Origin of the sequence: Clostridium sp., assembly GCF_018372875.1 — a bacterium.
In the GTDB taxonomy this organism is placed as follows: Bacteria; Bacillota; Clostridia; order Clostridiales; family Clostridiaceae; genus Clostridium.
Genome location: NZ_JAHAIF010000006.1, coordinates 65,462 through 91,341, shown reverse-complemented (window position 1 = coordinate 91,341; position 25,880 = coordinate 65,462). Strand labels below are relative to the sequence as shown.

At 30.7% G+C, this 25,880-nt stretch carries 27 protein-coding genes; 2 read left to right on the top strand and 25 right to left on the bottom strand.

Translation table 11 applies throughout. The features are described from left to right. Window positions 1-47: 47 nt before the first annotated feature. The 5 genes from rpsB to KIB46_RS03735 form a co-directional block, all read right to left on the bottom strand. Entirely contained in the window at window positions 48-749 is a 702-nt protein-coding gene (gene rpsB, locus KIB46_RS03755) for a 30S ribosomal protein S2 (RefSeq protein WP_156558843.1), read from the bottom strand. A 307-nt stretch (window positions 750-1,056) separates the two neighbouring features. Continuing rightward, window positions 1,057-1,833 (bottom strand): GTP-sensing pleiotropic transcriptional regulator CodY, encoded by a 777-nt coding sequence (gene codY / locus KIB46_RS03750; protein ID WP_156558842.1) that lies wholly within the window; start codon window positions 1,831-1,833, stop codon window positions 1,057-1,059. A gap of 153 nt (window positions 1,834-1,986) precedes the next feature. Further along, window positions 1,987-4,092, bottom strand: coding sequence for a type I DNA topoisomerase (gene topA, locus KIB46_RS03745; protein WP_156558841.1), 2,106 nt, complete (start codon window positions 4,090-4,092; stop codon window positions 1,987-1,989). Window positions 4,093-4,133: 41 nt separating this feature from the next. After that, window positions 4,134-5,144 carry a DNA-processing protein DprA gene (gene dprA, locus KIB46_RS03740; RefSeq protein WP_156558840.1) on the bottom strand — a complete coding sequence of 337 codons (1,011 nt, stop codon included), beginning with the start codon at window positions 5,142-5,144 and terminating at the stop codon, window positions 4,134-4,136. A 15-nt stretch (window positions 5,145-5,159) separates the two neighbouring features. Next, entirely contained in the window at window positions 5,160-6,683 is a 1,524-nt protein-coding gene (locus tag KIB46_RS03735) for a YifB family Mg chelatase-like AAA ATPase (protein WP_156558839.1), read from the bottom strand. Between the two features lie 151 nt (window positions 6,684-6,834). Here KIB46_RS03735 and KIB46_RS03730 point away from each other — a divergent pair, with 151 nt between their 5' ends. Then, the gene (locus KIB46_RS03730) at window positions 6,835-7,200 is read left to right on the top strand and encodes a YraN family protein (protein WP_156558838.1); all 366 of its coding nucleotides are present in this window, start codon (window positions 6,835-6,837) and stop codon (window positions 7,198-7,200) included. A 495-nt stretch (window positions 7,201-7,695) separates the two neighbouring features. Here the strand turns inward: KIB46_RS03730 and KIB46_RS03725 are convergent, their stop codons facing one another. The 20 genes from KIB46_RS03725 to pta form a co-directional block, all read right to left on the bottom strand. Then, the gene (locus KIB46_RS03725; protein WP_156558837.1) at window positions 7,696-8,502 is read right to left on the bottom strand and encodes a ribonuclease HII; all 807 of its coding nucleotides are present in this window, start codon (window positions 8,500-8,502) and stop codon (window positions 7,696-7,698) included. A gap of 16 nt (window positions 8,503-8,518) precedes the next feature. Next, on the bottom strand, window positions 8,519-9,361 hold the full coding sequence (gene ylqF, locus KIB46_RS03720; RefSeq protein WP_291670903.1) for a ribosome biogenesis GTPase YlqF: 843 nt from the start codon (window positions 9,359-9,361) through the stop codon (window positions 8,519-8,521). An 81-nt stretch (window positions 9,362-9,442) separates the two neighbouring features. After that, window positions 9,443-9,790 carry a 50S ribosomal protein L19 gene (rplS, locus tag KIB46_RS03715; RefSeq protein ID WP_291670902.1) on the bottom strand — a complete coding sequence of 116 codons (348 nt, stop codon included), beginning with the start codon at window positions 9,788-9,790 and terminating at the stop codon, window positions 9,443-9,445. A gap of 120 nt (window positions 9,791-9,910) precedes the next feature. Continuing rightward, the gene (trmD, locus tag KIB46_RS03710; protein WP_156558835.1) at window positions 9,911-10,627 is read right to left on the bottom strand and encodes a tRNA (guanosine(37)-N1)-methyltransferase TrmD; all 717 of its coding nucleotides are present in this window, start codon (window positions 10,625-10,627) and stop codon (window positions 9,911-9,913) included. Next, entirely contained in the window at window positions 10,617-11,114 is a 498-nt protein-coding gene (rimM, locus tag KIB46_RS03705) for a ribosome maturation factor RimM (RefSeq protein ID WP_156558834.1), read from the bottom strand. The genes trmD and rimM overlap by 11 nt, the downstream gene beginning before the upstream one ends. Before the next feature lie 58 nt (window positions 11,115-11,172). Next, complete coding sequence (locus KIB46_RS03700; RefSeq protein WP_027097519.1) at window positions 11,173-11,400, bottom strand: KH domain-containing protein; 228 nt, start codon at window positions 11,398-11,400, stop codon at window positions 11,173-11,175. Window positions 11,401-11,446: 46 nt separating this feature from the next. Next, entirely contained in the window at window positions 11,447-11,692 is a 246-nt protein-coding gene (gene rpsP / locus KIB46_RS03695; protein WP_027097518.1) for a 30S ribosomal protein S16, read from the bottom strand. A 36-nt stretch (window positions 11,693-11,728) separates the two neighbouring features. Continuing rightward, window positions 11,729-13,084: a signal recognition particle protein gene (gene ffh, locus KIB46_RS03690; RefSeq protein ID WP_291670901.1), complete on the bottom strand. Its 1,356-nt coding sequence runs from the start codon at window positions 13,082-13,084 to the stop codon at window positions 11,729-11,731. Window positions 13,085-13,103: 19 nt separating this feature from the next. Next, on the bottom strand, window positions 13,104-13,433 hold the full coding sequence (locus KIB46_RS03685) for a putative DNA-binding protein (protein WP_027097516.1): 330 nt from the start codon (window positions 13,431-13,433) through the stop codon (window positions 13,104-13,106). Between the two features lie 81 nt (window positions 13,434-13,514). Beyond that, on the bottom strand, window positions 13,515-14,426 hold the full coding sequence (gene ftsY / locus KIB46_RS03680; protein WP_291670900.1) for a signal recognition particle-docking protein FtsY: 912 nt from the start codon (window positions 14,424-14,426) through the stop codon (window positions 13,515-13,517). A gap of 17 nt (window positions 14,427-14,443) precedes the next feature. Continuing rightward, window positions 14,444-17,998, bottom strand: coding sequence for a chromosome segregation protein SMC (smc, locus tag KIB46_RS03675; protein WP_291670899.1), 3,555 nt, complete (start codon window positions 17,996-17,998; stop codon window positions 14,444-14,446). A gap of 15 nt (window positions 17,999-18,013) precedes the next feature. Then, a complete protein-coding gene (locus tag KIB46_RS03670; RefSeq protein ID WP_195259236.1) occupies window positions 18,014-18,109 on the bottom strand; it encodes a DUF4044 domain-containing protein in 96 nt (31 codons plus the stop codon). 124 nt (window positions 18,110-18,233) lie between these two features. Further along, window positions 18,234-19,232: a radical SAM protein gene (locus KIB46_RS03665; RefSeq protein ID WP_291670898.1), complete on the bottom strand. Its 999-nt coding sequence runs from the start codon at window positions 19,230-19,232 to the stop codon at window positions 18,234-18,236. Continuing rightward, entirely contained in the window at window positions 19,225-19,923 is a 699-nt protein-coding gene (rnc, locus tag KIB46_RS03660) for a ribonuclease III (RefSeq protein WP_156558831.1), read from the bottom strand. The genes KIB46_RS03665 and rnc overlap by 8 nt, the downstream gene beginning before the upstream one ends. Before the next feature lie 98 nt (window positions 19,924-20,021). After that, window positions 20,022-20,252 (bottom strand): acyl carrier protein, encoded by a 231-nt coding sequence (gene acpP / locus KIB46_RS03655; RefSeq protein ID WP_027097511.1) that lies wholly within the window; start codon window positions 20,250-20,252, stop codon window positions 20,022-20,024. A gap of 84 nt (window positions 20,253-20,336) precedes the next feature. Further along, entirely contained in the window at window positions 20,337-21,335 is a 999-nt protein-coding gene (gene plsX / locus KIB46_RS03650; protein ID WP_291670897.1) for a phosphate acyltransferase PlsX, read from the bottom strand. 55 nt (window positions 21,336-21,390) lie between these two features. Then, the gene (gene rpmF / locus KIB46_RS03645; protein ID WP_027097509.1) at window positions 21,391-21,573 is read right to left on the bottom strand and encodes a 50S ribosomal protein L32; all 183 of its coding nucleotides are present in this window, start codon (window positions 21,571-21,573) and stop codon (window positions 21,391-21,393) included. 2 nt (window positions 21,574-21,575) lie between these two features. Continuing rightward, window positions 21,576-22,085, bottom strand: coding sequence for a DUF177 domain-containing protein (locus tag KIB46_RS03640; protein ID WP_156558829.1), 510 nt, complete (start codon window positions 22,083-22,085; stop codon window positions 21,576-21,578). Window positions 22,086-22,182: 97 nt separating this feature from the next. Next, window positions 22,183-23,379, bottom strand: coding sequence for an acetate kinase (locus KIB46_RS03635; protein ID WP_291670896.1), 1,197 nt, complete (start codon window positions 23,377-23,379; stop codon window positions 22,183-22,185). 27 nt (window positions 23,380-23,406) lie between these two features. Beyond that, a complete protein-coding gene (gene pta, locus KIB46_RS03630) occupies window positions 23,407-24,408 on the bottom strand; it encodes a phosphate acetyltransferase (protein ID WP_291670895.1) in 1,002 nt (333 codons plus the stop codon). Window positions 24,409-24,622: 214 nt separating this feature from the next. Here pta and KIB46_RS03625 point away from each other — a divergent pair, with 214 nt between their 5' ends. Further along, window positions 24,623-25,834, top strand: a complete 1,212-nt coding sequence (locus KIB46_RS03625; protein WP_291670894.1) for a nucleotidyltransferase — start codon at window positions 24,623-24,625, stop codon at window positions 25,832-25,834. The last annotated feature ends 46 nt before the right edge of the window (window positions 25,835-25,880 follow it).

The following is a 25,880-nucleotide window of genomic DNA, read 5'->3' as shown; positions in this document are numbered from 1 at the left end:
TTAAAAGGTAAATGAAGAATACTTCACCTACCTTTTTACATAGCTAATTATTCAGCTAATTGCTCACCTTGTCTTCCTTCGATGATTCCGTCAGCCATTTTAGCAGTTATTAACTTAACGGCTCTTATAGCATCATCGTTACCTGGAATTACGTAATCAACTTCTTCTGGGTCACAGTTAGTGTCAACTATAGCTACTACAGGAATTCCTAAAATCTTAGCTTCTGAAATAGCATTCTTTTCTTTTCTTGGGTCAACTACGAACATAGCTCCGATGTTTTCGCAGTCTAAGTTTCTGATTCCACCAAGGTTCTTTTCTAACTTTTCTAATTCTCCCTTAAGCTTTATAACTTCTTTCTTTGGAAGAACTTCGAAAGTTCCATCTTCTTGCATTCTTTCGATTTCAGCTAATCTCTTAATTCTAGTCTTTATTGTTTCGAAGTTAGTTAACATTCCACCTAACCATCTGTTGTTAACAAAGTGCATGTTTGATCTTATAGCTTCTTCTTGGATAGCTTCTTGAGCTTGTTTCTTTGTTCCAACGAATAAGATATCTTTTCCTTCTGCAGCAACTTCCTTAATAAAGTTGTAAGCTTCTTCAGCTTTCTTTACAGTCTTTTGTAAATCTATGATATAGATTCCGTTTCTTTCTGTAAAGATGTAAGGAGCCATCTTAGGGTTCCATCTTCTAGTTTGGTGACCAAAGTGTACACCAGCTTCTAATAATTGTTTCATTGATATTACTGACATTTTCTTACCTCCTGGTTTTTCCTCCACTACCTTCTTCACAAGCAGCCACCTAATAGGCACCAACTACCTGCATTGGGTAATGTGTGTATTTTATTACCTTTGTTAGTATACCATAAGGTTCTTATTGTATCAACAAAATTTTATATTATTTTTATCCTTCTTAAAATAATATAAAAAATACTCATTACGATTTTCCCCTTCATAAAAATAACTATTCATAAAATACACTTTTTCACATAATTATGTATTTTATCATTTTATATATTAAAAAATCTGTATCTAAAACAGATACAGATTTTAAAACAAACTATTTAATCTTTTTCAACTCATCTAATAACTTTTCATTAAGTATTCTTATATGAGTTCCCTTCATTCCAAGAGATCTTGACTCTATTACCCCAGCACTTTCAAATTTTCTTAAAGCATTAACTATAACACTTCTTGTTATACCAACTTTATCAGCTATCTTTGAAGCTACTAAAAGCCCTTCAGTTCCATCTAATTCATCAAATATATGCTCTACAGCTTCAAGTTCTGAATAAGATAAAGTACCAATAGCTAGTTGTACAACAGCTTTTTTTCTTGCTTCTTCCTCTATCTCAACTTGTTTTCCTCTAAGCATTTCTATTCCAACTATTGTTGCACTATATTCAACTAAAACTAAATCATCGTCAGTAAACCTTCTACCAAATCTTGCAAGTTGTAACGTTCCTAATCTCTCTCTATTTCCCACTATAGGAACAATTGTTGACAGCTTGTCTTCTGCCATACAGTCTCCTTCACCTTCAAAAACACAAAAGCCCTTATTAGGTAAATTAGATATGGTTTCTGTAATATTAAGAAGCTTTTCATTGTAATCAGCAGGAAATCTTCTTTCTTCTATTACTTTCTTCTTCATCACGTGACATTCGAAATCTTTCGCAAAAGTATATCCTAGTATTTTTCCTTTTCTACTAGCAATATACACGTTACATTCTAACACTTCGCTTAAAAGCTTACATATATCTTCAAAAGCAACTGGCTCTGTTCCTGATTTCTGCAATATCTTGTTCAACATTCTTGTTTTACTAAGTAATGATGACATATAACTCCCCCTTAAATAATCTATCAAAATTCAAGTATATTTTAATTTTTCATAATTTTAAAAATTTTTATTCTTTTTTTACTATAGACTATTTCAGTTTATCACACAGATCCGTTTATTTCAACTCCATTTTTGTTCTTTCGACATTGCTCACTATTGATTTTCGTCTTTTTCAGTTTTTTCTTCCTTCTTAATAACTTCTTTATATCCACATTCACTATTTGAACATTGTACATAATTTCCATCTTTTTTAGAATATTTCAAAACCATATACGCATTACACTTAGGACATTTGTCTTTTACTGGTTCATTCCAACTTACAAACTTACATTCAGGATATCCTGAACAACCAAAGAACTTTTTACCTTTTTTACTCTTCTTAACCACAATCTTTTTACCACATTCAGGACATGGCACATCTAGCTCTTCCACTATTGGCTTAGCATTTTTGCATTCAGGATAACCTGGACATGCAAGGAAGTCACCATATCTTCCTCTTTTTATAACCATCATTCTTCCACACTTATCACATGGAACATCACTAACTTTATCTTCAATAACTACTTTTGCCACTTCTTTTTCAGCCTTATCTATAGCTATCTTTAATGGTTTGAAGAATTCATCTACAACTTCTCTCCATTCTTCGCTCCCCTCTTCAATGTGGTCTAGCTTCTTTTCCATTTCAGCCGTAAACTCTACATCTACAATTTGATTGAAGTAATCACTTAAGATTTTATTCACTATAAATCCTAACTCTGTAGGAATAAGATTCTTCTTTTCTCTAAGTACATATCCTCTACTTAATATTGTTGAAATAGTAGGTACATATGTACTTGGTCTTCCTATTCCCTTTTCCTCCATAAGTTTTACAAATGAAGCTTCAGTAAATCTTGCAGGAGGTTGAGTAAAGTGTTGCTTTCCTTCTATAGATTCCTTCTTTAAAACTTCTCCCTCTTCTAAAACTGGAAGAATAACTCCTTCAGCATCTTCTTCATTAGAATACTGATATAATTTCATAAACCCATCAAAGTCAATTGTTGATCCACTAGCTTTAAATTTATAATCACCATTCATTATATCTATTGAGTTTGTATTCAATCTACATGAAGCCATTTGACTTGCCATAAATCTATTCCAAATTAATGTATATAATTTATATTGCTCACTAGTTAAGTTTGCTTTTGCAACCTCTGGAGTAATTTCAACATAAGTAGGCCTAATAGCTTCATGAGCATCTTGGATATTTTTCTTTCCTTTATACTCCCTAGGTTTTTCTGGTGAATATTCTTCTCCATAAGTACTCTTAATAAATTCTAAAGCCTTTCCTTGAGCCTCTTCTGAAATTCTAACAGAGTCTGTTCTCATGTATGTTATAAGTCCAACTGTTCCATGCCCCTTAACTTCAACACCTTCATATAAAACCTGTGCTATAGACATGGTTCTCTTTGTCATAAAATTAAGCTTTTTACTTGCTTCTTGTTGAAGTGTACTTGTAGTAAATGGTGGAAGTGGATTTTTAACCTTTTTACCTTTTTTTATCCCAGCTACTACAAATTCACCTTTTTCTAGTTCTTCAACTATAATTTTAGCTTCATCTTCATTTTTTATTTCAATCTTTTTGCTATTTTTTGTAGATAACTTAATAGGAAATTTCTTCCTTTCCTTTTTCATTACACAATCAACTGTCCAATACTCTTCTGCATTAAAAGCTTTTATCTCTTCTTCTCTATCACAGATAAGTTTTAAAGCGGCTGATTGAACTCTACCTGCACTTAACCCCCACTTTACATTTCTCCATAAAATAGGACTAATTTCATATCCAACTAGTCTATCTAATACTCTTCTAGCTTGTTGAGCATCCACTAAATTTATATTTATTTTTCTAGCTTGTTTTATTGATCCTTTTACAGCAGTTTTAGTAATTTCATTAAATACTATTCTACATTGAGAATCTTCTGATATCTTTAAAAGATTTGCTAAATGCCACGAAATTGCTTCTCCCTCACGGTCAGGGTCAGTTGCAAGATAAACTTTATCAGCTTTTTTTGCTGCTTTTCTTAACTTATCTATTAATTCTCCCTTACCTCTTATTGATATATACTTCGGTTCATAATTATTTTCTATATCAACGCCCATCTTACTTTTAGGCAAATCTCTAACATGCCCCATAGATGCTTCAACTGTATAATTTTTTCCTAAATATTTTGCGATTGTCTTAGCCTTTGCAGGTGACTCTACTATAACTAAATTTTGACCCATATAAAAACTCCATTTTTATGGAGCCTTCACCCCCTTAAAACTCACGTAATCTTTGCATAATAATTGCCAGGAAGGCTAACTATTTCATTTCTAATTTGCATTTCAAATAATACCTTAAACAAAGCAGCCCTGTCAATACAAGACTTTTCAACGATTTCATCTATATGTGTTGGTGACTTTGCTATAACAGATAATATTTTTCTCTTTATTGGAGATATTATTCCTTCCTTCTTTGGAATTTTTAATTCCAAAATAGAATATAAGTCCTCCATTCCACTAAAAATCTGTGCACCATCCCTAATAAGCTTATTACATCCATTACTTCCTTTTGAAAAAATTGATCCTGGAACAGCCATTACTGATTTCCCTTGTTCTGCAGCATAATTAGCCGTAATTAAAGAACCACTTTTACTTGATGCTTCTGCAACTATTACTAACCTACTTAACCCACTAATTATCCTATTTCTCATTGGAAAATGGTATGGAAGTGGCTTAGTGCCTGGTAAAAATTCTGAAATAATCAATCCAGTATCTTCAATCTTTCTAAATAATGATGCATTTTGTTTAGGATACACAACATCTATACCACACCCTAAAACAACAATAGTGTTTCCACAATCTTCTAATGCTGTTTTATGTGCTACTGAATCTATCCCTTTAGCACCACCGCTTATTATTGTGATATTATAGCTAATTAATTCTTTTGTCAATAGTTTTGTAATTTGTGCGCCATACTGAGTACACATTCTTGAGCCAACTATACCAACTATATCTTCATTAAGTAATTTTATATTTCCTTTATAAAACAAACCATATGGTGGTTCATCTATATTTTTTAAATCCTCAGGATATTGCCAATCATTATATGTAACAAGACCTATATTTTCTTTAGCTAATATCCCTGCATATTCCTCTGCATCTTGTAATGAAACATTGCTAAAAGTACTATTTAATTCATCATAAACAACTTTTTCGTTTCCATATCTCTCAATAAGAGATATTTTATTCGAATTTGATATATTTAACATTATTAACCATATCTTATATTTCATAAACTGTCTACCCCCTTACACAATTTCTCCATGATAATCTCTCCTATAATTTATTCCCTCTAGAATATTTTCTTCTAATATATCTTTATTTCCATCTAGGTCCGCAATAGTTCTAGATATCTTTATAAGCTTTCCATATCCTCTTAATGAAGGACTATTTAAATCAAAATAATTTTCTAGTATTCTCTCTATATTTTTTGAAACTCTACACAATTCAAAAACATCTCTTCCTCTTATTTCTGAATTATATTTATATTTAGTTCCTTTTAACCTTTCTCTCTGAAATTCTATTGCCTTAGTTACTCTCTCTTTCATTTTCAAGGAAGAATACATTTCATTATTATTTCTTATTTCTTTATATCCTACCTTTGGTACATAATTATATACATCAATTCTGTCCCTTAAAGCTTTTGACATTCTATTTAAATATTTCATTTTTTGATTTTCACTACAATTACATCCATCTACATCCCCATTTTCTAACCCACTCTTACCACATGGACAAACATTAAATGAACCTACCATTATAAAATCACAGGGTAATTCATAGCTTCCATATAATCTATTAATTTTAATTTTTCCTTCTTCTAATGGTTCCCTCAAAACCTCTAGCACATCTCTTTTAAACTCTAATATCTCATCTAAAAACAGTACTCCTCTATGAGCCAAAGTAATTTCTCCAGCTTTAGCAATATTTCCACCACCAATTAAAGCTCCTTTTGTAATGGAGTGATGAGGATTTCTAAATGGTCTTTTTACATTATATAATTTATCACTACCTGCTATACTATAAACCTTAGCAACCTCAAGCTCTTCCTCTTTATTTAAATCAGGTAATATAGATGGAAGCGCATTTGCTAACATAGTTTTTCCTGATCCTGTACTACCGTAAATAAGTATATTATGATTTCCTGCAGCAACTATCTCCATTGCTCTTTTAGAACTTTCTTGCCCTATAATATCACTGAAATCTAAATATTTTTCATTAGAAACTTCTTCTAATAAAAAAGAATCATAAGGCAACATATCTTTGTAATTCAAAAAAGATATACTTTCTTTTAAATTACTAAAAGGATAATATTTTGCTTCCTTGATGTACTTACATTCATTTAAGTTTTCATAAGGTAGTACAAAATTCATTTTACCTTCACTAACACCAGCTAGTATTATTGGCAGTGTCCCCTTTACCCCTTTAATATCTCCTGCTAAAGATAACTCTCCAAACAGAATGTAATCTTCTATATACTTAGAGTTAATTTGTCCAGAGCAAGCTAGTATACCAATAGCAATAGGTAAATCTAATAATGAGCCTATCTTTTTTACATCTGCTGGTGCTAAGTTAACTACTATCCTTCCTAGAGGAAATTCAAATCCACTATTTACTATTGCTGATCTCACTCTTTCTTTTGCTTCTTTTATAGCAGCATCTGGTAATCCAACAATACTAAAGTACGGAATTCCTCTTGTAATATCAACTTCAACATCTATAAGCTGTCCTTCTAATCCAGAGTAGGTGGCACTAATTATTTTTATTGCCATGCGCTCAATCCCTTCTATACAATTTCCTTTTAGATTATTACCAATATAATTTATACTAAACATAAAATCTAGCTTAGATAAACTAAATAAGGGTAATAATTATTTATATAAATATATAAACACTTAAATATATAAATATGGGAGTTATAAAATGAAAAATATGAACAAACTAATAGGCAACCACGGTGAAGACATTGCCGCTAATTATTATTTAAACAATGGCTATACTACTCTTGATAGAAATTTTCTAATAAAGAAAGGCGAGCTGGATCTAATTGCTAAAAAAGATGATGTCATTGTATTTGTTGAAGTAAAATCTAGAAGCAATAACTCATTTGGTACACCTTGTGAATCTGTAACTTTCTCAAAGCAAAAAAATATAAAGTACTTATCTAAATGCTATTTATCTATTCATAACCTCTATAACTATTATGTTAGATACGATGTAGCAGAAATATATTTTAACTACTACGATAATTCATATAAATTAAATATAATAAGTGATGCTTTTAGATAAAATTAAAAGATTAAAGGAAACCATGTTGAAGTTCACCTTGCCCATACAAAGTAACGTTAAAATTCTTGTGGTACTTTTAAAATCTTAGAATGTATTGATTTTATTAACTACACTGTAAACAAAATGAGAAACAACTCATGGTCACCATATGCTTGTGTTGGGGAGGCTATTGCTACTGGTAGGTATAACATTCTCAAATGGTTTGCACCAAGACACTGTACAACTATATATATCTTGGATCTATGGCTGTAAAAATACAAATTCACCAATGAAACTACGTATAAATACAAAGTTTACTAGATTTACTAATTTATCTACAATTGAAACTGAAGCTGAATACTCTCCCAAGAAGATTTATTTTAATTACACTTAGCAATTTAAACAACTTCAAGTGTTTAAATCATAAATACAGATTAGTTCAATTTGTTATTGCAATTTATAATATAAAAAACAAAAAGAACCCTTAAATAAAACTTTAGAGTTCTTTTAGATAATTTATAATATTTTTGTCAAAAAACTTTTTCTATGTATTTTACATGGCCCAATTGTTTTTAAAGCTTCTACATGCTTAACAGTTCCATATCCAGCATTTTCATCAAAATAATATTCAGGATACTTCTTCGAATATTCTTTCATCAAGTTATCTCTATATACCTTTGCTAAGATTGAAGCAGCAGCAATAGTAGCACTTTTAGCATCACCTTTAATAACATATTTATTCTCTATAGTAATATTTTTTACTAAATAACCATCAGACAAAACTAAATCAGGTTTTATTTTTAAACCATAGCAAGCTTCTAAGAATACATTATTGTTACAGTAAGCAATTCCTTTACTGTCTATATCTTCATTTGATGCTTGGGCTATATGATATGCAAGGGCTTTTTCTTTTATTATTTCGGCTAATTCTTCTCTCTTCTTTTCAGAAATCTTTTTAGAATCATTTAGCCATAAAATTAGTTCATCATCAATTACATTTAAATCTAAAATTACAGCGCAAGATACAATAGGACCAGCAAGTGGACCTCTTCCTACTTCATCTACCCCTGCAATATATTGATAGTTTCCAAAATTCTTATCAAAAGCATACATTTCTTTAACTCTAGAAATCTCTTTCATAATTTTATCTCTATTCTTTTGAAGAGATTCTCCTAGTTTCACAACATTTTTTCTACTATCAGAAAGAAGTAAATCTATGTACCTTTTAATTAATTTACTATTATAATCTTTTTCTATATTTATATTAGAAACAATTTTCTTTATCTCATTAAACTTAAGTTGATTAAAATCTACACTATTCATACCCTAATACCTTTCACTATGGACGTTCCAAAGTTATATTTCCAATTTTTCCGCCTCTAAATTCATCTAAAAGAATAACTGCTATTCTCATATAATCAATTTCGTTGCCCTTCATTAAACATCCTCTTTTTCTAGCTATAGCATCCAAAGTATATAAAGGATTTTCAAAAATCTCATCTATCTTATATCTTTCTTTTAATTTTTCAGGATAATAAGTTTGTAATCTTTCTACAAGCTTATAAGCTAATTCTTCTGAATCCATTACTTCATCCTTAATAGCTCCAGTAAAAGCAAGATTTAATGCTGTTTCTTCATCTTCAAACTTTGGCCATAAAACACCTGGAGTATCAAGCATTTCTACACCTAATGGAGTTTTTATCCATTGCTTATTTTTAGTAACTCCAGCTCTATCTCCTGTTTTAGCTATATTATTCTTAGCCATTTTATTTATAAATGTAGACTTACCGCAGTTAGGAACTCCTACAACCATTACTCTTGTTATTATTTTTACTAAACCTTTTGCCTTTAATCTATCATGCTTTTCTTTTAACAACTCCAGAATTGCAGGCTTAATTGCATTAAGACCACTTCCAGTTAAACAATTAACTTCAAGTACCTTAACATTTTCAGAGGATAAGTGCTTAATCCATTGCTTTGTAACACTCTTTTCTGTTAAATCACTCTTGTTTAATAAAATTATTCTTGGCTTATCTCCCACCAATTTATCTATATCTGGATTTGCTGAACTTCTAGGAATTCTAGCATCTCTTATTTCTATAACAGCATCCACTAACTTTAAATTTTCTTTTATTTCTCTTTGAGTCTTTTTCATATGACCTGGAAACCAGTTTATTGCCATATAATTTCCCTCCTTCAGGCTAGTTTAATTCTAAATATTAAAAAAGGAGACTTCATAAAAGTCCCCATTTTTATAAAGAAATTATCTAACTAATTCTTTAACCTTAGCAGCCTTACCTACTCTGTCTCTTAAGTAGTATAACTTAGCTCTTCTTACTTTACCTCTTCTAGTAACTTCAATCTTTTCGATGATTGGAGCGTTCATAGGGAAAGTTCTTTCAACACCAGTTCCGTAAGCAACTCTTCTTACAGTGAAAGTTTCTCTAATTCCACCGTTTTGCTTCTTAATAACTGTTCCTTCGAAAGCTTGAACTCTTTCTCTGTTACCTTCTTTAATTTTTACGTGAACTCTTACGTTGTCCCCAACGTTGAATTTTGGTAAATCAGTTCTGATTTGTTCTTGCTCTATAGCTCTTAATATTTCGTTCATTGTGCATTCCCTCCTTAAAGATAATTTGACGTTCTTACCGAAGCCTAGTTCAGCAGAGGAGCGCCCGTACTAGCACAAACTATATTCTAGCATACAACTTTATCTAACGCAACATAAATATTATAATCTATCATCCTTTAAAATTTTTATATCCTCTTTAGTAAGTTGTATATTTTTATAGAGATCTTTTCTTCTTTCTTTTGTTATAAGTAAAGATTGTTTTCTTCTCCACTTTCTTATATTTTCATGATGACCAGAAAGCAATACCTCTGGTACTCTTTCACCTTCATATACTTCTGGTCTAGTATATTGTGGATATTCTAATAAGCCATCAGAATAAGATTCATCCATAAAACTTTCTTCTTTACCTAAAACACCCGGTATAAGCCTTAAAACAGAATCAATAACAGGAATAGCTGCCATTTCTCCTCCAGTAAGAACAAAATCCCCTAAAGATACTTCCATATCAATATGCTTATATGTTCTTTCATCTATACCTTCATAATGACCACATAAGAAAATTAAATTTTCTTCTTTTGAAAGTTCTTGTGCCATTTCTTGATTAAATGTTTTACCTCTAGGTCCTAGAAAAATTACCTTTCCTGAATTCTTTTCTTTTGCGGCTTTTATAGAATCAATTATTGGTTGAGGTGTCATAACCATTCCTGCACCTCCACCATATGGATAATCATCAACTTTCTTATGTTTGTTTAAAGAATAATCTCTTATATTATAATACTCTAAATTTACAAGACCTTTTTGCCTTGCTCTTCCTATAATAGAATGATCAAATATGGAAAACATCTCTGGAAAGAGAGTTAAAATACTAATCCTCATCTTGCCATTCTCCTACTGGTCTTATAAGAACTTTCTTTTCATCTATATTAACATCTAACACTATATCTCTTAGAACTGGAATTAATAATTGTTTAGGTTTCTCAATCCAATAAACATCATTATTAGGAGTTTGTAGTACATCGTATATTTTACCTAGATTTTTTCCATTTGTATCATATACTGTACATCCAACTAAATCTACAACATAATAAGTATCCTCTGGAAGTTCAGGCTCTTGATCCCTTAAAACTTGTAAATACTTTTGTTTATACATTTCCGCATCATTCATAGAGTCTATTCCCTCTAATTTAAGAATAACTCTATCCTTTTGAAACTTTACTCCTTGAATTTCAACCCACTTATCATCAATTAAAACTTTTCCATATCTTTTAAAATTGTTAACATCATCAGTAAAAGCCATTACCTTTACTTCTCCTTTTATTCCATGAGTATTAACAATTTGACCCACTTTGAAATATTCACTCACACTTGTTCCCTCCTGTGTAAATGTATAAAAAGAGTTAGGGTGTACCTAACTCTTTCATTTAGATTATTTCTACTACTACTCTTTTTTCTTCTTTAATTGCTGCAGCCTTTACTACGGTTCTAATAGCTTTCGCTATTCTTCCTTGTTTCCCAATAACTTTACCCATATCATCTTGAGCAACTTTAAGTTCTAAAATAATTGATTGCTCACCAACTACTTCATTTACTTCAACTTGCTCCGGATGATCAACTAAAGCTTTGGCTAATATTTCAACTAATTCTTTCATATAGTGCCTGTAATTATACGATAACTACAGTGTTCACCTCCAAAAATTACTTGTTAAGGCCTGCTTGGTCGAATAATCTCTTAACTACATCTGTAGGTTGAGCACCATCGTTTAACCATTTAGTAGCTTTTTCTTCATTAATCTTAACTTCAGCTGGTTCAGTTATTGGATTGTAGTATCCAATTTCTTCGATGAATCTACCATCTCTTGGGCTTCTTGAATCAGCAACTACTATTCTGTAGAAAGGAGCCTTCTTAGCACCCATTCTTCTTAGTCTTATCTTTACTGCCATTGTAATTTCACCTCCTTTTAAAATATACTTATATTTCTAACTCATGAAAGGCATTTTTCCAAATAAACCTTTTCTAGATTTCTTTGTTAATGATTTAACCTGTTTCATTTGTTTCTTCATTGCTTCATAGCCTTTAATAAGTTTATTAACTTCTTGAATTGTTGTACCTGCACCTAATGCAACCCTCTTCTTTCTAGAAGATGATCCAATTAAAAGTGAAGGATTTCTTCTTTCCTTTAAAGTCATTGATTGAATAATAGCTTTAGTTTTATCTAATTGCTTTTCACTCTTTTCAAAATCAATTTTTCCAACATTTTGAGACTCCATTCCAGGAATCATCTCCATAATCTTGTTTAAAGGACCAAGCTTTTTCATCTGTTCCATTGCAGTTAAAAAGTCTTCAAAATTCAGTTCATTGGTCATCATCTTCTTAGCTAAGTCACCAGCTTCTTTTTCATCAATAGCCTCTTGTGCCTTTTCTATTAAAGACAATACATCTCCCATTCCCAAAATTCTTGATGCCATTCTCTCTGGATGGAAAACTTCGAAATCGCTCATTTTTTCCCCTACACCAATATACTTAATTGGCTTTTCAGTAATGCTTCTTATTGATAAAGCTGCACCACCTCTTGTGTCACCATCTAGCTTTGTTAAGATAACCCCTGAAACATCAAGTTCTTTATTAAAACTTTCCGCAACATTAACAGCATCTTGACCAGTCATGGAGTCAACAACCAATAGTATTTCGTTAGGTTCAACTGCTGATTTCACATCTTTAAGTTCTTGCATAAGCTCTTCATCAATATGTAATCTACCAGCTGTATCTATAATAATTACATTATTACCATCATTTCTTCCTTGTTTAATTGCTGCCTTAGCAATGTCAACAGGTGACACTTTATCTCCCATAGTAAATACAGGAATATCTATTTGTTTACCAACTACTTGTAATTGCTTAATTGCTGCAGGTCTATATATATCACATGCAACTAATAAAGGTTTTTTATTATCCTTTCTTAATTGAAGTGCTAATTTTCCACACATAGTTGTTTTACCAGCACCCTGTAAACCTACTAGCATAATTACAGTTGGTCCATAACTTGAATAATTTAATTTACTCTCACTACCGCCCATAAGATTAGTAAGTTCTTCGTTAACTATTTTTATAACTTGTTGCCCTGGTGTTAAGCTTTCTAGAACGTCGCCTCCAACACACTTAGAACTCACATTAGATATAAAAGTTTTTACAACCTTATAGTTAACATCTGCTTCTAATAAAGCAAGCTTTACCTCTCTCATAGCCTCTTTTATATCTTTTTCATTAAGCTTCCCTTTTCCCCTTAATTTCTTAAAGGTACTTTGAAGTTTTTCTGATAATCCTTCAAAAGCCATATTAAACCTCCTAAATATATTACAACTCTTCTAACTTAAATCTTAATTCTTCAAGTTCTTCATTAGATAAAGAATACTTTTCTTTAAAGTCTTTTAAAAGAACTGTAATCTTTTTTTCACGTTTTATACTCTTTTGAAGTAAGTGAAGCTTACTCTCATATGATAGAAGTAGCTTGTAACATCTTTTAATTAAATCATGGATAGCTTGACGGCTTGTGTTATTTAATTCAGCAATTTCAGCCAAGGATAAATCCTCATTATAATAAAGCTCCATAATGTTACCTTGTTTTTCTGTTAATAATGGGCCATAAAAATCCATTAATAAAGAAATTTCAACTCTATCTTCCATATAATCACCTTACCCACAAAAGAGATAATAACAGAATAATTTATGGGTGTCAAGTATTTTTACTTAACACCTTTAGAAATATTAAAATAAAGCTTCTGCAAAAGCTTCTGCATCAAATTCTTGTAAATCCTCTATACCTTCTCCAACTCCAATATATCTAACTGGAATATTTAAGGTTTGTTTAATTGATATTACAACTCCACCCTTTGCAGTACCATCTAACTTTGTAAGTATTATTCCGTCGATAGGACATGCTTCCATAAATTGTTTTGCTTGTATAACAGCATTTTGTCCTGTTGTTCCATCCAATACTAATAAAGTTTCTTTTTTAGCTTCGCTATATTCCCTATCAATTATTCTATTTATTTTTGACAATTCATTCATAAGGTTCTTTTTATTATGAAGTCTACCTGCAGTATCACAAATAAGTAGATCTACATTTCTTGATTTTGCAGCAGTTACAGCATCAAAGACTACAGCTGCTGGGTCTGACCCTTCACTTTGCTTAATTATATCAACACCAGCTCTTTGACTCCACACCTCTAGTTGGTCAATGGCAGCAGCTCTAAATGTATCAGCTGCTGCTAAAAGAACTTTTTTACCTTCTGCTTTATTCTTAGCTGCAAGTTTTCCAATAGAAGTTGTTTTACCAACTCCATTAACACCAATAACTAAAAGAACCTTTTTGCCTTCTTGATCTTCCTCTACTTCAGAGCCTTCCATCATCATCTCTTTAATAACAGATTTTAATGTTGGAATTACTAACTCTGTATCATTTATTTTTTCTTTTCTAATCTTATCTCTTAGCTTTTCTATGATTTCCATAGTTGTATCCATACCAATATCAGAAGTTATTAAAATCTCTTCTAACTCTTCATATAAGTCCTCATCAATTGTTACTGCCAACTTTAAAGCTTCGTTAATCTTATCAGTTAATCCATTTCTTGTTTTTGATAATCCATCCTTAAGTTTGTCAAATAATTTTCCAAACATACTTCTTCCTCCTAGTTCTATTTTGTTAAGTCTACTGATACAACCTTTGATATACCCTTCTCCTCCATTGTAACGCCATACATTACATCACTAGCTTCCATTGTACCTTTTCTGTGAGTAATAACTATAAATTGAGTTCCTTTAGAGAATTCTTTTAAAAATTCAGCATATCTATATACATTAGCATCATCAAGTGCTGCTTCAATTTCATCTAATATACAGAATGGGGTTGGCTTCATCTTTAATATTGCAAACAATAATGCAATAGCAGATAAAACTTTTTCTCCACCTGACATAAGATTAATATTTTGAAGTTTCTTTCCTGGTGGCTCTACATTTATGTCTATATTAGCAGTTAGTTCATCACCTTCTGCAAGAATAAGCTCTGCACTCCCCCCCTTAAATAATTCTTTAAAAGTTTCATTGAAGTTTTTATTTAACACCTTAAAATTGTCTTTAAACACTTCCTTCATTTTGCTAGTCATTTCATATATTACAGATAACAGTTCTTCTTTTGATTTTTGTAAATCTTCTTCTTGAGAAGACATAAACTCATACTTTTCTTTAACTTCATCATACTCTTCAATTGCAGCTAAATTAACAGTTCCAAGAGCTGTAATTTTTCTTTTATAACTATTAATACTTTCTTTTATATCATGGACATTCTCAATATCTATTGCTATTTCTTCTGCTTCAGCTAATGTTAGGTCCAATTCCTCATTTAACTTTGTGTAATGATTATCTCTTTCCATTTCATATTTAGCTCTCTGTACTTCTTGCTTGTTTAATTCACCTTCTTCTTTATTTATTATATCTAAGGTTTCATTTATTAAACTATCTTTAACCTTAAAGTCTTCTTTTAATTTAGCTTTTTCTACTTCCTCTTCTTTAAAACTTTCCTCAAGTTCAATAAGTCTATTCTTCTCTATCTCAATTCTATCTAATCTTTCATGTATATTATTATTTAAGATTTGAATATTCTCTCTATTGTCTTTATTTTCATCTTCCATGAACTTAGCTTTTGAGATATTTTCATCTATTTCTTTTTCTTTCTTTGATATTTCACTTAACTTACCAGTTAATGCTTCATCTAAAGACGCCTTATTAACCTTAAGTTCAGTAATATATTCTCTTTCTTTATTAAGCTTCTCCTTAGCAACCTTTACGTCCTCTTCTAGGGATATAGCTCTTTCTTTATTCCAACTATTTTGCTCTTCTATTTTTTCTAGTTCATTAGTTTTTTCCTTTAATTTATCATTTAAGCTTTGTATATCTTCGTCATTTCTTTTAGACTCAAGCTTAGAAACCTCTAAACTATTTTTTAACTTTTCAGATTCATTTTTTAAAGAAATTATTTCAGATTCATTCTTTGCAACCTCAACATTTTTAGCATGAATTTCATCTCTATCATTTAATATACTTTCATCTAAATCTGACACTTTCTTTTTAAAACTATTGTACTCATTTAGGGATTCTTGTAATTTTTGCTTTTTACTTTCTAACAGTTCACCTATCTCTTCAATTTCTCTTTTTCTTCCAAGAATATTAGTATGCTTACCCTGTATACTTCCCCCAGTTAAAGCTCCTCCTGGAGATATTAATTCTCCTGATAAAGTTACTATTCTATAACTATTGTTACTATTTCTTGATAATCTTAAGGCTGAATCCATATCTCTACATACAATAGTTCTTCCTAAAACATTATTAATAGCTTTAGTATACTTATCTTCATATTTTATTATATCTGATGCTATTCCAATAAATCCTTCCATTGAAGTAATTCTTGTATCCAACGACAGCTTGTTTCCTCTTATATTGTCTAGTGGTAAGAATGTTGCTCTTCCTATATTATTCTTTTTCAAATAATTAATAAGATCTTTTGCTATCCTTTCATTCTCAGTAATTACATTTGATATCCCCGCACCTAAAGCTATTTCTATAGCTGTTTCATAATCTTTTTCAACAGTAAAAACTTCTCCAAGAACTTTAGTGCCATCTGCTTTTGGTGTTAAGCCCTTCTCTATTCTTTCCATAAGAATTTTTACTGATCTATTATATCCTTCATAATGCTTTTCTAAATTGGATAACATATTTTTATTTGCTTCAAGTTCATTAATATTTTTATTAAGAAGTTTTATCTCATTATCCTTTTTGGTTATTTTAGAATTTAATATTCCTATTTCTTTTCTCTTCTCATATATAGAAGCTTCTAAATTTCCTATTTCACCTTTTATTGTCTCTACTTTATTTTTCAAACTTTCTAAAGTAGCTATATTTATCTTTATATTTCCTTCTAAAGACTGAATAGAAGATTTTAATGTTTGTTCCTTCTCAATCCTTAACTTAATTTCATTATTTATTAATGTAACAGAGTTTTTAATTTCAGAATTACCTCTTAATAACTCAAATTCATCCTCTTTTAATTTTTTAAGTTCTTCATCCATATTATTAATATTTTTTATGGATTCGCTATTCTTATTTTCTAATAAAGAGATTTCTTCTTCCTTCTCTCTTTGTTCTTCTCTTTTTATTAAAAGTTCTTGTTCAACTCTATCTCTTTCCTCTTTTATAATAGAAATTTTATTCTTATACTCATCTAAACTTAAAGTATTCTTCTCTATTATAGTTTCAAGATTTTTTATACGCTCTCTAAATACATCTATATCATTTGAGATTTTAGATATACTTTCTTTTTTCTCATAATACTCAGCTTTCTCTTGTATTGTCTTATTTTCTATTCCTTCTATCTTACTCTCTATTTCTTTTAACTTTTCTTTTTCAGTTAATAAAAGATTTTTCTTTTCATCTAATTTATTTCTCTTTTGTATTACGGCTTCACTATACTCTTTTAATGTCTTTTCAATATTATTTATATAGTGAACTAATAAAGATACTTCACTTACTCTTAACGTATCATATAACCCTCTATATTCAATAGCTTTTTCTCTTTCTATTCTTAATGGTTCAATTCTCTCTTCATATGTAGATATAATATCTCTAATTCTCACAAGGTTTTCATCTGTATTAGAAAGCTTCTTTTCAGCTTCTTCTTTTCTAGATTTATACTTTACAATACCAGCTGCTTCCTCTAATAAAGCTCTTCTTTCCTCAGGTTTTCCACTAAGAATAGCTTCAATCTTGCCTTGTCCTATTAATGAATATCCTTCTTTACCTATACCAGTATCCATAAATAGCTGAGTAATATCCTTTAATCTACACTTAGTTCCATTTAAAAGATATTCAGTCTCACCTGATCTAAATATTCTTCTTGAAACAGTAATTTCATTATAATCAGAACTTAATGAACCATCTGTATTATCAAGAGTTAAAGATACTTGGGCTAACCCTACAGGTTTTCTATATTGAGTTCCTGCAAAGATTACATCCTCCATCTTTCCTCCTCTTAATGTCTTTACACTTTGTTCACCCAAAACCCATCTAACTGAGTCAGAAATATTACTCTTCCCACTTCCATTGGGTCCAACTACAGCAGTTACACCTTTTTTAAACCTTAATTCTGTTTTGTCTGCAAAGGATTTAAATCCTCTTATTTCTAGCGACTTTAAAAACAATACGCCCACTCCTTACTAGTGAAATATAGCTGGAATTAATCCCAAGATAAAAATAATCACCATAAATGTTGCTAATATATATTTCAATTTATCTCTTGTCTTCTTTTTCATAAAAACACTTCCTATCTTCTTTATAAGTTTATCTTAACCTTGTACAAAATTCAATATTTCTTAACTCTTAAGAATAAAATAACCCGAATTATAAAGTTTTTTATAATTCAGGCTACCTCTCCACTTATTTAAAAACAATCTGTCCTCTTTCTAAAGTGTCATCTCTTTGAACATCTATTTTGAATCCCTCAGATAATAACTCTTTAAAATACTTTTTCTTATTTGCATATAACTTACTTAAATCCCTACTATTTAAACAGATTATTCCCTTTTTACTTTCCTTAAACTCTTCACGTATTCTATCACTAATGAGACTACCTTCAACTAACTCTCTAAAGGCTGGATGGAACGGACCGTCTACAATATCTTTTCCTTCTGTAATAGTATCTGTAGGCTGAAGTCCTATTCTTATAACTTGAACACCAGCTTCCAAATACATTTTATATAACTTTTTACATATAGAAACCGCTTCATCTAGTGTATAAGGAATATACTCTCCCCTATTATACATAACTGCCATTGGAGTATCCTTAATAACAAGAGAAGGATATATTCTACAAATGTCAGGCTTCATACTAATAGACCTTTCAACTGTTTCTATGTCTTTTTCAAAACTATCTCTAGGTAATCCAGGCATAATTTGATGCCCTAGTGTAAAGCCATACTCTTTTATAAGTTTTGATGCATCTTCAACCTGTTTTATTGTATGTCCTCGTCCTGCACCTATTAAAACATCCCCAACTAAGGATTGCACTCCTAATTCAATTATGTCTACACTGTAATCTTGTAAATAACTTAGTATATAATCATTAATATAATCTGGTCTAGTTGACATTCTTATCTTATCTATAAGACCTTTATCTTTATATTCTTTTGCAACAGAAAGCAACTCTCTTTGTTTTTCTTCTCTTATTCCTGTGAATGTTCCTCCAAAGAATGAAATTTCTATAGTTGCCTCTTTATTATCAATTGTTTGTAAATATTCTTCAACAGTATCGTATACCGTTTGGGTTGTAACACTTTCTTTTGATCCTGTTATTCTATCTTGGTTACAGAATACGCACTTATGTGGACAACCTTCTTGTGGTACAAACAAAGGTATAATATAATAATTTTTACTCATCAATTACCTCCAGTTTAACTAGTGCTTCTTTTGCTGCATTTTGTTCTGCCTCTTTCTTGCTATATCCTTCTCCACTTCCCAATAATTTACCTTCTACATATAAGTTGACAAAAAACTTTCTTCTATGTGGTGGTCCCTCGTGTCTACAAAGTTCATATTTTATATCAATATCTCCATCCTTTTGTAAGTATTCTTGCAACTTAGTTTTAAAATCCAAAATTATCTTATTATCTATAGCTTTTTTAATAATATCATTAAAATTAGATAGTATAAATTCCTTAGCAACTTCTAACCCCTTATCAAGGTAAATAGCTGCAATAATAGCCTCCACTGCATCAGCTTGTATAGATATTCTATCCCTACCACCAGTTAATTCTTCACCTTTGCTCATCATTATAAAGTCAGATATTCCAAGCTTTCTTGCAACATTATATAAGGAGTTTTCACAAACAATTAAACTACGTAATCTCGTTAGTTCTCCTTCTAATTTGTTTTTATAATTTGAAAATAAATATTCTGTAATTGTTAACTGTAACACAGAATCACCTAAGAACTCTAATCTTTCATTATATTGAGATTCCTTAAACTGTTTTGCATATGAGCTATGAGTAAAAGCTGTTTGTATTATTCTTTTATTATTAAAATTTATCTTCAAGTTTTTTTCTACATTACTTAAATTAAAGTTATTCATACATACCTCTCTTCTAAGTTTATTCTTCAATCTTTAGCTTACTAATAAATTCAAGAATAAACTAAAATACAAAATCCCGCGAAAGATGCGGGATTACATTATTCTTCGTGATGAGTTTTTACATAATTCACAACATCTCCAACTGTTTTAAAGTTTTCAACGTCTTCATCTGGAATTTCCATTTCTAGTTCATCTTCTAAAGCCATAATAAGTTCAACAATATCTAATGAATCCGCATTTAAATCGTCTATAAATGATGAATCTAAAGTTATTTCTTCAACATCAATGCTTAATTTATCAGCAATAATTTCTTGTATTTTTTCAAACATTATATTCACCTCCTAAGTCCTTTCATTTAGATGATAGTATATATATTTTTATTCGTCAATATAACTTAGAAATAAAATCTAATATTATTTTTCTTTGTGAAATTCTTTTTTCATTGTATCAAGAATTCCTCTTTCATTAAATAATATAGTTTGTCTTATAGCATTTTTAAATGCCTTCCCATCAGAACTTCCATGTGCTTTTATACATATGTTATTAACCCCTAAGAATGGTGCCCCACCAACTTCTTTATAATCAAACTTAACCATTAACTTTTTAAATACAGGTTTTAATAATGCTGCTCCTAATTTAGGTATTAAAGGTGCAGAATAAATTTCGTCCTTAATCATTTTCAAAAGAGTAGAAGCAGATCCTTCATACATCTTTAAAACCGTATTTCCAGCAAAGCCATCAGTAACTAATACATTAACATCTCCTGTAGGAATATCTCTTGGTTCCACATTTCCAACAAAATTAAAGTCTTCTTCCTTTAACAACTGATATGCTGCTTTTGTAAGCTCATTTCCCTTTTCTTCTTCCGCTCCAATATTTACAAGACCAATACTAGCATTATTAGTATTAAACATAGCTTCATAATAAATTCTACCCATCTTTGCAAATTGAGCTAGATATTGAGGCTTACAATCCACATTTGCCCCTACGTCAACAACCATAAAGTTACCATTTCTACCTGGCATTATAGGTGCAAGTGCTGGTCTTTCAACCCCTTTAATTCTTCCTATTATAAATGTACATCCTGCCAAAAAAGCTCCTGTGCTTCCAGCAGAAATAATGGCATCACATTCTCCTTCTTTAACTAAATGTAGAGCCTTTACAATACTAGAATCTTTTTTCTTTCTAACTGCCATTACAGGATGTTCATTAGTAGTTATTACTTCAGTAGCATCAATTATTTTTACTCTATCCTTTGGATAATCATACTTTTTAAGTTCTTCTGCTATGATATTTTCAGGCCCAGTTATATACATCTCTACGCCTTCAAATTCTTTTAGTGCTTGAACAACACCTTCCACAACAGCTTGCGGTGCATGATCTCCCCCCATACCGTCTATAGCTATCTTCATATTATTCTCTCCTTTTTTATCTGAATATAAAGAAAAGAAAGTCTAATGACTTTCTTTATTCTTCAGTAACTACTACTTCTTTACCCTTATAGTAACCACAGTTCTTACATACTCTGTGAGCAAGTTTCATTTCGTGACATTGTGGACACTCTACGATCCCTGGTAAGCTTGCCTTAAAAGTTTGAGCTCTTCTTGAATCTCTCTTTGCTCTATATGTCTTTCTAGCTGGATTTCCCATTGTTACACCTCCTTATTATCTAACAACGCCTTTAAGCCTGCCAATCTAAGATCTACATCTTCATTGTTACAGTTGCACGCTTCTTTATTAAGGTTAGCGCCACAACTTTGGCATAGGCCTTTGCAATTTGTGCTGCAAAGTCTCTTAATAGGTAAGGTTGATATTATTGAATTTTCAACAATTTCTGTGATATCTAATGTATCACTTTTTACAAAAACAACATTTTCATCTTCACAATGTTCGCTGTCATTTGTAAACCTTTCTTCTATATCAATATCTATTGGATAGATAAAGGTATCTAGGCATCTAGAACATTTTAATTCTAAATCTACTTTAACATGAGCTTTAATCGTTATTATATCATTATCAGATGTTACTTCCCCCTTAACATCTACTTCGCTTAAAGGTTTAATATAATCCCCTTCAAAGTAGAATGGTTCAGTTTCCACCTTATAAGTAATATCTTTTTTTCTTTCTTTTCTAGAAATAAGATCTGAAAACTGTATCTCCATAAAAACGACTCTTTTTGAGCCTTTTCACTCCTTAGCTAAAATATTTACTGAATAAACACAATTTATTATATAAACTGCATGGTTAAAAGTCAAGGGATTAATTTAACAATTCTACTGTTTCTTTTGCTATCATTAATTCTTCATTAGTTGGAACAACATAAATTTTTACTTTTGATGCATCTTTAGACACTTCTTTAAGTTCTCCACGAACGTTATTCTTATCCTTATCTATTTCAACACCAAGGAATTCAAGACCTTCAACACATCCTTCTCTTGTTTCAATAGCATTTTCTCCTACACCAGCTGTAAATACTATTACATCTACTCCTCCCATTGCTGCTGCATAAGCACCAATTTGACATCTAACCTTATAATGATATAAATCTAAAGCCAACTTAGCTCTTTCATTGTTTTCTTCATAAGCTGCTGATCTTATATCTCTAAAATCAGAACTTACTCCTGATACCCCTAATATTCCTGATTTTTTATTTAAAATATCATTAACTTCTTCTACAGAGTATCCTAACTCTTGTATTAGATAAATAACAACTGCTGGGTCTATACTTCCCGATCTAGTCCCCATAACAATTCCATCTAATGGAGTAAATCCCATAGTAGTATCTATAGATTTTCCATTCTTAACTGCTGTTAAACTTCCTCCATTACCTAGATGGCATGTTATTATTTTTAAATCTTTTATATCCTTCCCCATAGCTTCTGCTACTTTATTAGATACATATTTGTGACTTGTTCCATGGAATCCGTATTTTCTTATTCCATGCTTTTCGTACATTTCATATGGTAAAGCATACATATACGCTTCTTTTGGCATTGTACCATGAAATGCTGTATCAAAAACAACAGCCATAGGTGTATTAGCCATAAGTTTCTTACAAGCTTCTATTCCGATTATGTTAGGTCTATTATGAAGAGGTGCAAGTTTTACGCATTCTTCTAAATAATTCATTACCTCATCATTAACAAGTACTGACTGAGAGTACTTTTCTCCACCATGAACAACTCTATGACCTACTGCATCAATTTCGCTCATATCCTTTATTATTCCATGCTCTTCATCTATTAAAGCATCTAACACATGCTTTATAGCATCTTCATGATTAACCATTTTTTCCTCAACCACGTATTTATCTTTACCACTTATCTTTTGAGTTAAAATAGATCCACTAATTCCTATTCTTTCTACTAACCCTTGTGCAAGCACCTCTTCATTTTCCATATTTATTAACTGATATTTTAATGATGAGCTACCACAATTGATAACAAGTACCTTCATTATTAGAGACACTCCTTTTTAGCTTTATTATTTACTACTTTGAGCTTGAACAGCTGTAATTGCAACAACCTTTACTATGTCTTCTGAACTACATCCTCTTGATAAGTCATTAATTGGCTTAGCAAAACCTTGACATATTGGTCCGATTGCTTCTGCCTTAGCAAATCTTTGTACTAATTTATATCCTATATTTCCTGCTTGTAAATCTGGGAATACTAATACATTTGCTTTTCCTGAAACCTTGCTATTAGGGGCTTTTTGACTAGCTACTGACTCAACTATTGCTGCATCTAATTGCATTTCCCCATCTATTAATAAATCTGGTCTTAATTCTTTCGCTTTTTCTGTAGCAGTTCTAACCTTTGATACTAACTCATGGTCAGCACTTCCCATAGTTGAGAACGAAAGCATTGCAACTCTAGGTTCAACCTTACATAAGTTCTTAGCTGTTTCTGCAGTAGCAATTGCTATAGCAGCTAATTGATCTTCATTAGGATTTGGGTTAACTGCACAATCAGAGAATAAAAGCATTCCTTCTTCTCCATATACAGAATCAGGCACCATCATTATAAAGAAACTAGATACAACCGAAACTCCTGGAGCTGTCTTTATTATTTGTAAACCTGGTCTTAAAAGATCTCCTGTTGTGTGAACAGCACCTGATACCATACCATCTGCGTCACCAAGCTTTACCATCATTGTCCCAAAATATAACGGGTCTCTAACTATTTTCTCAGCTTTACTCATAGTCATGCCCTTATTCTTTCTTAATTCATAGAAAGCTTCTATATATTTGCTTAAGTTTTCTGATGTTTCAGGATCTATAATTTCTACCCCTGTTAAATCAACATTTAAAGCAGTAGCCTTGTTTAATATTTCTTCTTTGTTTCCTACTAAAATAGGATGTGCATATCCTTGCTTATATATTTCTTCCGTAGCTACTATTGTTCTTTCTTCGTTTCCTTCTGGAAGTACAATTCTTTTTTTATCTGCTTTTGCTACTTCCAATATTTTATTCATCAGTTTCATGTTCATTTCTCCTTTCAAAGACACGTTGTCTCTTCATCTTATACTATACTCCTACAACACATACTATTTCAACCTTAAAATCCCCTATTTCCCAAAGTCTTTAGATTAAAAATTATCTTAATTATCAGAAAAATCCTCTCTATTTTATGTTGTGACCTAAATGAATATATTTTATGTTATAATATCTCTATATTTTCAGTATAGGAGGAAAGCTATGAATATAACTGGCTTAATAACTGAATATAATCCATTTCATCTTGGTCATCTTTATCATCTACAAAAAGCAAAGATAGATACAAATTGTGATGGTGTTATATGTATAATGAGTGGTAACTTCATGCAAAGAGGAATCCCAGCTATAATTGATAAGTGGGAAAGAGCTAACATAGCAGTAGCTAATGGCGTTGATTTAGTAATAGAACTACCTTTAGTATATTCTATATCTTCAGCTGAAGGTTTTGCTCACGGAGCATGCAGCATACTAAACTCCACAGGAGTAGTAAACTCTATTTACTTTGGAAGTGAGTCTGGTAATATTGAAGAACTGAAAAGAATCTCCCAGGTATTAATAAGAGAGCCTGAGGACTTTAAATCAAATCTAAAGCTTCAACTTGATAAAGGTGTGCCATTTCATACAGCAAGAAAAATTGCTTTAAAGAATTGCCTTCATGATATTTGTTGCGAAGAAATTATCGGTAGTTCTAATAACATTCTTGCTATTGAATATATAAAGTCTTTATCAAAATTAAATAGTTTCATTGTTCCATATACATTAAAAAGGCAAGGAGCAAATTATAATGATTCAGAACTTAACAATATTTTTTCTTCTGCCACTTCAATTAGAAACGCTTTAAAAAATAGTGGTAGTTTAAAAGAAATTGAAAATGCTGTTTCTAAAGAAACTTTCTCATATTTAAAAAAGTTAAAAGAGGAAAAATATAATTTTGTATTTAGCGATGATATGTTTCAATATGTAAAATATAAAATTTTAACTTTAGGAGAAACTCTCAATAAAGTTTATGATGTAAAAGAAGGTTTAGATAATAAGATAATAAAAGAAATAGCTAACTCTAAAAGTATAGATGAGTTAATTTTAAATATTAAGAGCAAACGATATACATATACGAGAATAAGCAGAATTCTAACATCATTCTTTTTAGGATTGGAAAAATATGATATTGATAAACTTGTTCATGAAACACCTAATTATATTAGACCACTTGCTTTTAATGAAACTGGAAGTAAAATACTTAAGGAAATAAAAAAGAAAGGTGATATAGAAATATTAACAAAATTGCCTAAAAAGCTTAATGATAAATACTTAGAAATTGATTTACTAGGAACTAAAGCTTATTCTATCCTTAATTCTTCTGTTTCACCTTATGATGATTATTTAAAAAGTCCAACATTTTTTAGGAAAAAATAATATTGTAAAGCCATAGGAAATATAAATACTATATAGATTGGAGTGA